At 43.4% G+C, this 12,548-nt stretch carries 10 protein-coding genes; 9 read left to right on the top strand and 1 reads right to left on the bottom strand.

All coding sequences use genetic code 11. From position 1 onward, the window contains the following. The first annotated feature begins 128 nt into the window (after positions 1–128). From AAEY75_RS08995 to ppnP, 3 genes are all read left to right on the top strand, one after another. Complete coding sequence (locus tag AAEY75_RS08995) at positions 129–830, top strand: HAD family hydrolase (RefSeq protein WP_201591301.1); 702 nt, start codon at positions 129–131, stop codon at positions 828–830. Between the two features lie 117 nt (positions 831–947). Then, positions 948–2,043 (top strand): peptide chain release factor 2 gene (gene prfB, locus AAEY75_RS09000; RefSeq protein WP_110922751.1). Its coding sequence is split into 2 segments (ribosomal slippage): positions 948–1,019 and positions 1,021–2,043, totalling 1,095 coding nucleotides; the frame shifts between segments, so codons are not numbered across the junction. A gap of 44 nt (positions 2,044–2,087) precedes the next feature. After that, on the top strand, positions 2,088–2,372 hold the full coding sequence (ppnP, locus tag AAEY75_RS09005; protein ID WP_352259400.1) for a pyrimidine/purine nucleoside phosphorylase: 285 nt from the start codon (positions 2,088–2,090) through the stop codon (positions 2,370–2,372). A 111-nt stretch (positions 2,373–2,483) separates the two neighbouring features. On the opposite strand, the gene AAEY75_RS09010 is transcribed toward ppnP, so the two are convergent. Continuing rightward, entirely contained in the window at positions 2,484–2,936 is a 453-nt protein-coding gene (locus tag AAEY75_RS09010) for a GNAT family N-acetyltransferase (RefSeq protein WP_352259401.1), read from the bottom strand. Positions 2,937–3,117: 181 nt separating this feature from the next. Here AAEY75_RS09010 and AAEY75_RS09015 point away from each other — a divergent pair, with 181 nt between their 5' ends. The 6 genes from AAEY75_RS09015 to AAEY75_RS09040 all read left to right on the top strand — a co-directional run bounded on the left by AAEY75_RS09015 (position 3,118) and on the right by AAEY75_RS09040 (position 12,439). Then, entirely contained in the window at positions 3,118–4,236 is a 1,119-nt protein-coding gene (locus AAEY75_RS09015) for a DNA topoisomerase IB (protein ID WP_352259402.1), read from the top strand. A gap of 289 nt (positions 4,237–4,525) precedes the next feature. Then, entirely contained in the window at positions 4,526–6,229 is a 1,704-nt protein-coding gene (locus AAEY75_RS09020; protein ID WP_352259403.1) for an AMP-binding protein, read from the top strand. Positions 6,230–6,346: 117 nt separating this feature from the next. Then, complete coding sequence (locus tag AAEY75_RS09025) at positions 6,347–7,138, top strand: SDR family NAD(P)-dependent oxidoreductase (protein WP_352259404.1); 792 nt, start codon at positions 6,347–6,349, stop codon at positions 7,136–7,138. Between the two features lie 128 nt (positions 7,139–7,266). After that, positions 7,267–7,848 carry a L,D-transpeptidase family protein gene (locus AAEY75_RS09030; protein ID WP_352259405.1) on the top strand — a complete coding sequence of 194 codons (582 nt, stop codon included), beginning with the start codon at positions 7,267–7,269 and terminating at the stop codon, positions 7,846–7,848. A gap of 568 nt (positions 7,849–8,416) precedes the next feature. Further along, complete coding sequence (clpB, locus tag AAEY75_RS09035; RefSeq protein WP_197217718.1) at positions 8,417–11,014, top strand: ATP-dependent chaperone ClpB; 2,598 nt, start codon at positions 8,417–8,419, stop codon at positions 11,012–11,014. Positions 11,015–11,194: 180 nt separating this feature from the next. After that, a complete protein-coding gene (locus tag AAEY75_RS09040) occupies positions 11,195–12,439 on the top strand; it encodes a PQQ-dependent sugar dehydrogenase (protein WP_352259406.1) in 1,245 nt (414 codons plus the stop codon). Positions 12,440–12,548: the final 109 nt, after the last annotated feature.

Below are 12,548 nucleotides of genomic sequence, written 5' to 3' on the forward strand. Positions count from 1 at the left end.
CTGAGTAAACGTTATATCCATAAAACCGACTATATTGAAGGCTTCAGAGCAAATATGGTCGATATAACCCTTAATGACGATTAATCCTACTCACCCTCAAACTTTTCAAAAAATAATAAGGCTTCGCTATGCAAGCATCTCACACCCAAAACACTCAAAAAGAACTGGCACTATTTGATTTAGATCATACTTTACTCGATGTCGACAGCGACTATCTGTGGGGCGAATATATCGTTAATAATGGTCTGGTCGATGAGGCGCAGTATCGCACAGCCAATCAAGAATTTTATGAGCAATATATAGCAGGTACGCTCGATGCCACCGAGTACAATGAATTTGTCGCCCAGTTTTTGACCACATTACCCTTGGCGCGTTTGCATGAGTTGCGTGAAGATTATATCAAACGCGAAATCGAACCGCATATTCGTCCAAAAGCGATGGAAGTGTTGTGTCAACATATTGAGAAGGGTCATGCTGTGGTGATTATCTCTGCGACCAATGATTTTGTGGTCTCTGCCATTGCTAAACGTTTCGGTATAGAAGCCGCCAATGTGTTATCGACACCGCTTGAGATAAAAGATGAGCGTTATACGGGTAAGTTAGCGGATAAGCCCAATTTTAAAGAAGGTAAGATATATCATTTAGATAAATGGGTGAATAAGCAGCAGTTGGCTGGGGTTACCTTTGAAAAAACGTATGCGTATTCAGATTCTAAAAATGATATTCCATTGCTTGAGTGGGCGGATGTGGCAATTTGTGTGTCGCCGGACGATGCGCTACATGCTCATGCGTTAGCACATCACTGGGCAGTAGAGGATTGGTCGATTTAGGTTATTTAGCGCTACTTAATATATAGGCGGTACTAATTAGCTAACTATTTAACATCAATCTCATCTAAAATAGCTCCACATTCGTTATTTATTTTTATTAGAAAAACAGGAACATTTATGGAAATCAATCCGTATCAAGAACAAATCAAAGATTTATCTGAGCGTGGGCAGGATTTGCGGAGGTATCTTTGACTTTGATGGTAAGCAAGAGCGCTTAGAAGAAGTCAATTTAGAACTAGAAAATCCTGAGCTATGGAATGATCCAGAGCGTGCGACCAAGATTAATAAAGAAAAAAGCCATCTTGACGGTGTCATCGATGTGGTAGTGTCACTTGAGACGACATTAGAAGATGCGTCTGCCATGCTAGAGCTGGCGGTAGAAGAAGACGATGAATCACTGCTCGCTGATGTGCAGACCGAGCTGGATAATGCTGAAAAACGTGTGGCTGACTTAGAGTTCCGCCGGATGTTCAGTGGCGAGATGGATCCAAATAACTGCTACTTGGATATTCAATCAGGTAGTGGTGGTACAGAAGCACAGGATTGGGCAGAGATGCTGCTGCGTATGTATACCCGCTGGGCAGAGGCGCATAACTTCAAGGTTGATGTGATTGAAGTGTCATCTGGTAGCGTCGCGGGTATTAAGTCAGCCACGATTGAGATTAAAGGCGATTATGCCTTTGGTTGGTTGCGTACCGAAATTGGCGTCCACCGTCTAGTACGTAAGTCGCCATTTGATAGTAATAATGGTCGTCATACCTCGTTTGCTGCGGTGTTTGTGTCGCCTGAAATCGATGACAATGTCGAGATTGATATCAACCCAGCAGACTTGCGTATCGATACCTATCGCTCATCTGGCGCGGGTGGTCAGCATGTGAACACGACAGATTCTGCGGTACGTATTACCCATGAGCCAAGTGGCGTGGTCGTTACTTGTCAGAATGAGCGTAGTCAACATGGTAACAAAGCCACCGCCATGAAAATGCTACGTGCTAAGCTGTATGAGCTAGAAATGCAAAAACGTATGGAATCACAGCAAGCGGTTGAAGACGGTAAGTCTGACGTCGGCTGGGGCAGTCAAATTCGCTCATACGTACTTGACGACTCTCGTATCAAAGACTTGCGTACCGGTGTTGAAACCTTTAACACGGGTGCTGTGTTAGATGGTGACCTCGATCAGTTCATCGAAGCGAGTTTAAAAGCAGGATTGTAAGCAGCCGTTTTAAAATAGTAACTAACATTTAATTAAGGAAAATTATGCCAAGCGTTAATAATTATTTTGATGATAAAGTGACTTCTATCGCCTTTCAGACAGAGACTAAGCCTGCGACTGTCGGCGTTATGGAAATTGGTGAGTATGAGTTTGGCACTAGTGAATTTGAAACCATGAGCGTGGTAAGTGGCGCGTTGACCGTTAAATTGCCAGAAAGTAGCGAATGGCAGACCTTTAATGCTGGCGAGCAGTTTACGGTTGAAGCCAATCAGAAGTTTCAAGTAAAAGTAGACGTCGAAACTGCTTATTTATGCGTTTACGGTAAATAATGTCTAAGCTGCTTTAACCTAAAGCCGTATTGATAAGAAAATGCCAAGTGTTTAACACTTGGCGTTTTTTATTTGCTCATTCATTGTAAATCATAAGACAGGTAGTACAAATCATAGGTTTTTACGATACTGCACCATGTCCGTTAAGCTTGCGATTTTGTCATACAGTTGGCGTGCATCAGCATTACTTTCTTGTGTTTTCCAATAGACGTGGTTGCAGCCTTTTTGAGTAGCAAAGTCATACACATATTCAATCAAGGCCCTTCCAATACCTTGCCCGCGAATAGATTCATTAACATACAAATCTTGCAGGTAGCAACATCCATTATTGGTCCAAGTACTGGGGTGCAGCACCACATGAGTGATTCCTACCAATGTACCATCCTGCCATGCCCCAAACCCATAAATAGCGACATTGCTATCTAACAAGTTGTGCCATGTTGTATCAGTCGTGCTCATGGGTAAACTGGTCTCATAAAATGTCAGATAGTTTTGCCACAAGTGTAACCATAATTCATAATCAGCGAGAGCTAGGTTTTTTATTTCTACAGATGAATGGTTCATTTTATTTTAATAAACTTAAGTCGTGAGTAGTGCTAAATTATGCCTCAAAAACGCATCGTTTAGCACCCATAATCTCAATTTTGTTTTACACATCGATTACACTTTGTCTGTGGCAAATAAACAGTAAAAATATCCGGCATTAATTATGCTAAAGCGACTATTTCATAAGACGGATATTTTTATGACCAAGGCAAATAATCAGGCAGATACAGCAGTAGATGTGCGCCATAACTATGAACATCTGGCTCGTTTGGCGAATTTGCGCTACGTGAGTGATGATGAGCCTGGTTATGAGCGCAGACGCTGGGGTCGCGGTTTTACTTATAAGGATGCCACTGGTAAAACGGTCAAAGACAAGGCTTTACGCAAGCGTTTTGATGCGTTGGTGATACCACCGATGTGGTCAAATGTTTGGATATGCCAAGATGAAACAGGGCATCTACAGTCGACAGGACGTGATGACAAAGCGCGCAAACAATACTTGTATCATCCAGAGTGGGATCGCGTACGTGACCGAGCGAAGTTTGATGCCATGATTGGGTTTGCAGAGGCGTTACCGAATCTACGTGCTCAGGTTGAGTTGGATCTAGATGCCAAGCCCTTGTCACGAGCTAATGTGCTCGCTGCGGTGGTCAAACTGTTAGAGACTACTCTAATTCGTATTGGCAATAGCCGCTATGCGAAGCTGAATAAAAGCTATGGTCTAAGCACGCTACGCAGCAAGCATGTGAATGAAACGGACAATGGACTGGCGTTTGATTTTGTCGGAAAAAGTGCAAAAGAGCATCATATTGAATTGCAGGATGAGCGTTTGATTGACATTGTACAAGCGTGTTCTGAATTACCTGGCTATCAGATATTTAAATACTTAGATGATAGCGGTGTTAAGCAAATCGTCGACAGCGCCGATATTAATGATTATATACGCACCCATACTGGCTGTGGTGATGGCACTGGCAACATGTATAGCGCCAAGGATTTCCGTACTTGGATGGCCAGTGTCCTCGCAGCCAGTCATTTATATGATGAGCTACAAACAGCACATGGAAAAACAATATTAGCCAGTGAGCCTAAAAGCGTCGAGCGCCAACAACTGGTCGTTGATATGGTCAAAAGTGTGGCAGCAGAATTGGGCAATACTCCGACAGTATGCCGCGCATCTTATATTCATCCCGTCGTTATCGATCAGTTTTTAGCAGGTCAGTTTTTTGAGCCTTACAAACGTGCCCATCGTGGACGTGTCAAAAAATATCAAAGCCGTGAAGAAAAGGCGCTACGGGAGTTTTTAAGTACAGAATAGTCTGCTCACTATAAAGCTATTATACCTTTCATCTTGTTTACCATACTCAAGCATGGCTCACGTTCGTTTCTTTTTTATCGATGTGGTGGTGGATTAATTAAAGAATATGCCTATTTAAAAGTTAGTATTTATCGTAAAAATGATACGTTATGTATTGAAATAAATATAAAAATGCGTTACTAATAGGACATGATAAATACGAAGATATTGAACGGTCTATAGGATGTGACCGTTTTACAATCATAACCACCATTTTACCAGTTATCTGTTATTGCTAAAGGATTAGCTTATGAACACCGCTTTTCAAACTGCTACGATCGTTGATGTAGACGCTACCACCACACTAAAAAACTATACCGATTATTATAATAACTTCGATATGAATGCGCTGCTGTCAGAAATCTTTGGCACGCAGGTAGACGATCGGTTAAATGCTTATATGGCGTGCTGTGGTCGTCATGTACGTGACGGTCGCGGCGATAACATTGCGCTAGTGCATGAAGACACGTCAGGCAATGTGACTCGTATGAGCTTTGCTGAGCTAGATGCGGCGAGTGCGCAAGTCGCTAATTTATTACTGTCTTACGGCGTGCAAATCGGTGACCAAGTCGCGACCATGCTACCGCGTACGCCTGAATTACTCACCGTTGTACTAGCAACTTGGCGTATTGGGGCAGTGTATCAGCCGTTATTCACCGCTTTTGGTTACGATTCGATTAAGTATCGAATGGACAAAGCCAATACCAAAGTTGTTTTTACCAATCAAGAAAATCGTGGCAAGTTTGAAGATTTGGCTGAGCAAACCAAAATGGTCATGGTAGGTAGCGTAGAGGATGCTCAGACTTGGGGTGATGATCACTATGCCCAGTCAATGGCAGCGCACTCACAAACTCTAGCACCCGTATCGCTTGATACTGATGCACCATTTTTGCAAATGTTTACCTCAGGTACAGTGGGTAAATCAAAAGGCGTGAGTGTACCACTAGGCGCATTATCAGCTTTCTATCTCTATATGCGCTATGCGATTGATTTGCGCGACGATGATCAATATTGGAACATGGCCGATCCTGGGTGGGCATATGGATTGTACTATGCAATCACTGGGCCCTTATTGTTAGGTATCACTACTTATTTTAATGAAGCTGGCTTTGATGCTACCCATACACGCGATTTTATGGTGCGTCATCAGATTACCAATTTGGCGTCTTCACCGACTGCCTTTCGTATGATGAAATCTAGTGGTGTGTTTGACAGCTTACATAATGATACTAACGCGAAGCTATCTCTACGCTGTGCGAATTCGGCAGGAGAAACACTCAATACTGAAGTCGTCAGCTGGTTAGAAACCTATCTGGGCTGCCAAGTAAAAGATCAGTATGGACAGACAGAGACAGGCATGACTTGCTGCGCACATCATGCACTGGTACATGAGAGCCCAGTTGGCTCGATGGGTATGGCGCTACCGGGGCATACACTCGTCGTATTAGATGATGATATGCAAGTATTGCCTGATGGTGAGCAAGGGCAGCTGGCCGTTGTGGTTAGTCAATCACCTGCATTTTATTTCCGCGGCTATAGCTGGAATGAAAAACAAGCCTTTGTAGATGATTACTATCTGACAGGCGATGTGGTCGAGCGCCACAGTGATGGCAGTTATTGGTTCTCAGGACGTGATGATGACATCATTATTACCGCAGGCTATCGAGTGGGGCCAACCGATGTTGAAAACACCGTGTTAGAGCATGAAGCTGTTGCAGAGTCTGCAGCGGTAGGCGTGCCAGATGAGGTGCGCGGGCATACCATCAAGTCTTATGTGGTGCTAAAAGATGGCATCAAAGGTAATGAGCAGATTGCCAAAGAAATTCAAGAGCTCGTACGCAAACGTCTATCAACCCATGCGTATCCGCGCGAGGTTGAGTTTGTAGCAGCATTACCGAAGACGCCAAGTGGTAAAATTCAGCGATTTCTACTGCGTAGTTTGTCATTGGCTTAGCGATAACGGTGTTCATGATAGCTTCTGCCGACTGAATTGAAGATTAAGTATTGATGCATCAATACGTCAATAAATTTAAGAAAATGTTCAATAAAAATACTAATTAAAGGAATAATTATGCAAATCGAAAAACACAGCTTTTTGGTGACAGGTGGTGCGTCAGGTCTGGGCGAGTCAGTTGCTCGTGCGATCGTAGAGCAAGGCGGCCATGTCGTCATCGCTGATCTAAACGAGTCAGCTGGGCAGTCTTTGGTCGCTGAACTGGGCGATAATGCACGCTTTGTACGTTGTGATGTCACCAGTGGCGATGAGGTGCAAGCAGCTGTGGATATGGCTGAAAAAGAATTTGGCGGCTTACAGGGTTCTATCAACTGTGCAGGTATCGCTGTCGTACAAAAATTGCTGGATCGTGAGAACAATCCGGCAGACCTTGAGTCGTTCAGCCGCGGTGTTAACATCAATCTGGTCGGTTCGTTTAACGTTGCACGCTTGGTTGCTGCCAGTATTGCCAAGCGCGTGGCTAATGACAGCAGCGCAGGCAAACACGGAGAAAATAATGCAGATCAAGGCATTATTATTAATACCGCGTCTATCGCTGCTTTCGATGGGCAAGTTGGACAAGCCAGTTATTCATCATCTAAAGCGGGCGTGGTCGGTTTGACCTTACCGTTAGCACGTGAGTTGGCTCGTCATGGTATTCGCGTGATGACTATCGCACCTGGTGTATTTGCCACACCGATGATGGACACTATTCCTGAAAAAGCTCGTGAGCAGCTAGAGGCAGGTGTCCCTTATCCTAAGCGTTTGGGTAACCCAAATGAATTTGCTAAATTGGCGGTCCATATCATTGATAATGCCTATCTAAATGGAGAAGTCATTCGCTTAGATGGTGCGATTCGTATGGTGTAGTTATCTGTTTTGAATGAATGACAGAGTGACAGTCATTTTCCATATGATTTACACAATAGCAAGCGCCATGTTTTGATAGATTATGATTAACTATATTTAACGTTGTCAATATCATAAAGGGTCAACTCATGGCATTCTTGCGTAATCGCTCTCATCGCTTCTTACTTATCTTGATTGGCCTCGGGGTGGTTACGGTTATCAGCAGCAGCGTTTTTAATTACATGACACGCGCGTCTGCGAGTAGCAGTACCTTTGATAAGCAGAATAATCAGCCTATCGCTGATGTGGTGATTGATAAAGTGTTCGTTGATAAATCCGAACGCCGTTTGCAGTTATTGAGTGGTGATGACGTCATTCGTACCTATCGCATTGCCTTGGGCGATAGTCCAGTCGGGCATAAACAGCAAGAAGGCGATCAGCGCACACCTATCGGTACTTATACGTTAGATTATAAAAACGAAAATTCTATTGCCCATCGCTCTATCCATATCAGCTATCCCAATGCTGCCGATAAAGCCCGTGCTAAGCAATTGGGTGTCAGTCCGGGCGGAGATATTATGATTCATGGTCAGATGAATGGCTTTGGTCATTTGGCTGCTATCAATCAGAAGTACGATTGGACCGATGGTTGTATCGCCGTTACCGATGATGAGATGGATGAAATTATGGCGGCAGTAACGCTTGGCATCCCTATTGAGATAGTAGAATAGGGCTATCTATTGTGTTCTGATAGAGCCAATCATTTATAAATCAGATAACGTGTCAGGATTACATAATCTACTATCTGTATCGTTTTTACTTTGAATACCTTTACTCACTGCCACTCACTCTCCTTGTGTCTATATTATTTTAAATCGACTAGCTGATCTTAAAACGACTACCTATCATTCATATTTAATCGCATACTAATCATGCTTTTGCATGGTTATACTGTGTCTATAGTCGATTAACTACTAAACCGCTACGGCGTTACCCTCCTTAGATGTACTAATTGTACAATCTGCAGTCGGCTGCCTTGTACCCATTTTAGAGTTCTGTGACTATATTTTTAGTTATTTCATAGTGCCATTTGCTCTAAATGCCTTTTAAATTTATCTTAAAAGTATATTTAAACGATATTAATCAATAGGCGAAGCTAAATATCATTGCTTATAGTAAGGTTTTATTCGATAATTGGCTTGAAATAGGTGTATATATACCTTATATAAGTGACATATAACAGTAGTCGCTAGACTATAAAGCATCTGCTGTAAATACTAATTATAAAAGGATGTGAATATGAGATTTGAGAAATTTACCCAAAAACTGCAATCCGCTATTCAAGAAGCACAAAGCCTAGCATTAGGCCGCGATCATACGGGTATCGATCCTGTGCATCTGCTTGCTGTATTGCTACAAGATGAGTCTAACTTGTCTATTTGCCAACAAGCGGGCGCTTCTATTCCTGCTCTAAAAAACGGTGTGGCGAAGGCATTAGATAATCAAGCAACGATTTCGGAGCCGACAGGTGACGTCAATCTGAATCCAAACTCGGTCAAGATTTTAAACTTGGCAGATCGCCAAGCGCAAAAAGAAGGTGATGATTTTATCGCCACTGAATGGGTGATGTTGGCACTTGCTGAACAAGGTGAAACCAAAAAGATATTTGAAAGTGCTGGTGTCACAGCAAGCAAACTAAAAGCGGTGATTGAGCAGCTGCGCGGTGATGATACGGTGAATAACCAAAATGCAGAAGATCAGCGTGATGCATTAAATAAATACACCATTAATCTGACTGAGCAGGCGGAGCTTGGCAAGCTGGATCCAGTGATTGGTCGTGACGAAGAGATTCGCCGTACCATTCAGGTGCTATCACGCCGTACCAAAAACAACCCAGTGCTCATTGGTGAGCCGGGTGTCGGTAAGACGGCTATCGTCGAAGGTTTGGCACAAAAAATCATCAATGGTGATGTGCCAGAAGGTCTACGCCGTAAAGAAGTATTGTCATTAGACTTAGGCGCACTGATTGCAGGGGCAAAATTCCGCGGTGAGTTCGAAGAGCGACTCAAAAGCGTATTGAGCGATTTGGCCAAGCAAGAAGGCAACGTCATCTTATTCATCGATGAGCTGCATACCATGGTCGGCGCCGGTAAATCTGAAGGGGCGATGGATGCAGGTAATATGCTAAAACCTGCACTAGCTCGTGGTGAGCTACACTGCGTTGGTGCGACGACATTAGATGAGTATCGCAAGTATATTGAAAAAGATGCGGCACTTGAGCGTCGTTTCCAAAAAGTACTGGTCGATGAGCCAACGGTTGAAGATACCATTGCGATATTACGTGGCCTCAAAGAGCGCTATGAGCTGCATCATGGGGTCGATATCCAAGACAGCGCCATCATTGCTGCGGCACGCATGAGCCATCGTTATATTACCGATCGCAAGTTGCCAGACAAGGCGATTGACTTAATTGACGAAGCGGCCAGTCGCTTACGTATGGAGATGGACAGCAAGCCTGAAGCATTAGGCAAGCTAGACAGTCGTTTGATTCAGTTGAAAATGCAGCGTGAAGTACTCAAAAATGAAGAAGACGCTGGCGCGCAAGCAGAGCGTAAAGTATTGAATGCGCAAATTGAAGAGCTAGAAAAAGAGTACGCTGATCTTAATGAAATTTGGCAAGCAGAAAAAGCACTGGTCAAAGGCAGTCAGCAGCTAAAAGACGAGTTAGACAAGGCCCGTATTGCCTATGACAAAGCCAGTCGTGAAGGTGACTATGAGACCATGAGCAAGCTGCAATACGAAACCATCCCGCAGCTAGAGCGCCGTATCACTGAGTCTGACTTGGCAGAACAAAAAGAGCAGACAGGTGAAGGCAGTGGTGTTAAATTGCTACGTAACAAAGTCACAGACAATGAGATTGCGGAAGTAGTTGCGGCTGCCACGGGTATTCCAGTCAACAAAATGATGCAGGGCGAGCGTGAAAAAATGCTGGCAATGGAAGAAAAACTCCATGAGCGCGTGATTGGTCAAGATGAAGCGGTCGAATCGGTAGCAAATGCAGTACGCCGTAGCCGAGCGGGCTTGTCTGATCCCAACCGTCCTTCTGGCTCGTTCTTATTCCTTGGGCCTACAGGGGTCGGTAAAACTGAGCTGACCAAGTCATTGGCGAACTTCTTGTTTGATAGTGAAGATTCGATAGTGCGCATCGACATGAGTGAGTACATGGAAAAACACAGTGTCAGCCGTCTCGTAGGGGCGCCTCCAGGCTATGTTGGCTACGAAGAAGGCGGTGCGTTGACTGAGGCTGTTCGCCGTAAACCTTATAGTGTGATTTTGTTTGATGAAGTTGAGAAAGCGCATCCTGATGTATTCAATATATTATTACAAGTGTTGGACGATGGGCGTTTGACGGATTCGCAAGGTCGCGTCGTTGATTTTAAGAATACTGTGATTATTATGACCAGTAACTTGGGTTCGCATAAAATTCAAGAAATGGTCGGTGAAAGTTACGAGGATATCAAAGCTGAGGTGATGGACTCTGTTGGTCAGCATTTCCGCCCAGAGTTTGTCAACCGTATCGATGAGATTGTGGTCTTCCATCCACTTGGTATGTCGCAAATGGCAGGAATTGCTGCCATCCAGCTAGATCGTTTGCGTCAACGCTTGCATGATCGTGAGATGGATATCGAGCTGTCAGCTGATGCGATGAACAAATTGGTCGCGGTCGGTTATGACCCTGTGTATGGTGCGCGTCCGCTCAAACGTGCCATTCAGCAGGAGATTGAAAATCCATTGTCATTGAAGCTATTGGCGGGTGATTTTGTAGCGGGAGATATCATCAAAGTCGATGTCGGTGCTGATGATAAGCTGAGCTTTAATAAACTTAGAATGAGTTAATATCTAAAAAAACGGACTATTTCTTCATAAAACCAACCCCTTACTTGCCTATATTTTACATGGGTAAGTAAGGGGTTTTTACGTTGTAGGCTATTATTATTTACCGTTTGCATGCTTTTACTATGCTATAAATAATCTAAGGAATCATAAGACGAATGCAAAATACAAGGAGATGACAACATGGCGATAATCAATGAAAAATATCTAAGTGCGCCGTTAACTTTACCGATTATAGTAGCAACATTGCTGATTAGCACGTCGGCGTGCTCCAATCAGTCGGTAGTTAATACCAATGAAGATCTAGCAGAATACAAAACCTCAGATACTAATTCGTCCATGAGTGTTGATAAACCAGAATTTACCACTGAAATTATTGCTACTTTTAATGAACCTTGGGCGATGGCAGCGTTACCTAAAGCGGATAATGCACCACAAAAAATATTGGTGACACAAAAGACAGGTGAGTTATTTATAGTTGATATCGAAACAGGTGCGAAGATAGCAGTGACTGGCGTACCAAAAGTCGCTTATGGCGGGCAAGGGGGACTTGGTGATGTGGTTATTGCGCCAGATTTCTCTAGTTCTAACAATCTCTATATAAGCTACGTTGAAGCAGGTGAGGGTGCAGATAGTAATGAATTCGGTGCCAAAGTCATTAAGACAAGATTAATGGGTTTAGATACCAGTACACCAAGTTTGCAAGCTATTACGCCCATTTGGGAGCAATCTCCAAAAGTAAAAGGGCAAGGACATTACAGTCATCGTCTCTTGTTTTTACCTGATGGACAATATTTATATATCAGCTCAGGCGAGCGCCAAGAAAAAACGCCAGCGCAAGATATGAGTGTCAATTTGGGTAAAATTATACGCCTAAATGCTGACGGCTCTATCCCAGTAGACAATCCATTTTTAAATGATACAAATGACATCGCCAAGCAGTTTTGGACGATAGGTCATCGTAATATATTGGGCATGGCATTCGATGATAGCGGTAAGTTATGGGCGCACGAGATGGGTCCAAGAGGCGGAGATGAGTTTAATCTGATTGAAAAAGGCAAAAATTACGGCTGGCCACTCGTGTCCAATGGTCGCAATTATTCGGGGATTGATATCCCTGATCATGATACTCGGCCTGAGTTTGAAGCACCCAAAATCACATGGACACCAGTTATATCACCTTCATCGATGAGCCTCTATTCTGCGGGTACAGAGAATGATTTTCCAGCATGGCAAGGCAATGTGCTGATTAGTGGTTTGTCATCCAAAGCGCTCATTGTGGTGAGTATGAATGATGACAACACAGCTTCTGAACGTTATCGCTATGATATGGGGGAGCGTATTCGTAGTGTACTGGCGGTAGATGGTAACGTTTGGGTGTTAGAAGATGGTAATGATGGTCAATTACTCAGATTATTGCCTAAATAACATCATGCTAGCGTTCTAAGAAGGTAGTGTTGATTTCTTAGTTTATTCAATTATTTTAAATAAATTTATTAAATCTTTTAGATTAAATTAACTGTTTTATCAAGCTTTA

This window comes from Psychrobacter sp. TB55-MNA-CIBAN-0194, assembly GCF_040309505.1.
Lineage (GTDB): Bacteria > Pseudomonadota > Gammaproteobacteria > Pseudomonadales > Moraxellaceae > Psychrobacter > Psychrobacter fozii.

Coding starts and splice junctions, on each gene's coding strand:
- AAEY75_RS08995 (WP_201591301.1), top strand. CDS start 129: ATGCAAGCATCTCACACCCAAAACACTCAAAAAGAACTGGCACTATTT.
- ppnP (WP_352259400.1), top strand. CDS start 2,088: ATGCCAAGCGTTAATAATTATTTTGATGATAAAGTGACTTCTATCGCC.
- AAEY75_RS09010 (WP_352259401.1), bottom strand. CDS start 2,936: ATGAACCATTCATCTGTAGAAATAAAAAACCTAGCTCTCGCTGATTAT.
- AAEY75_RS09015 (WP_352259402.1), top strand. CDS start 3,118: ATGACCAAGGCAAATAATCAGGCAGATACAGCAGTAGATGTGCGCCAT.
- AAEY75_RS09020 (WP_352259403.1), top strand. CDS start 4,526: ATGAACACCGCTTTTCAAACTGCTACGATCGTTGATGTAGACGCTACC.
- AAEY75_RS09025 (WP_352259404.1), top strand. CDS start 6,347: ATGCAAATCGAAAAACACAGCTTTTTGGTGACAGGTGGTGCGTCAGGT.
- AAEY75_RS09030 (WP_352259405.1), top strand. CDS start 7,267: ATGGCATTCTTGCGTAATCGCTCTCATCGCTTCTTACTTATCTTGATT.
- clpB (WP_197217718.1), top strand. CDS start 8,417: ATGAGATTTGAGAAATTTACCCAAAAACTGCAATCCGCTATTCAAGAA.
- AAEY75_RS09040 (WP_352259406.1), top strand. CDS start 11,195: ATGGCGATAATCAATGAAAAATATCTAAGTGCGCCGTTAACTTTACCG.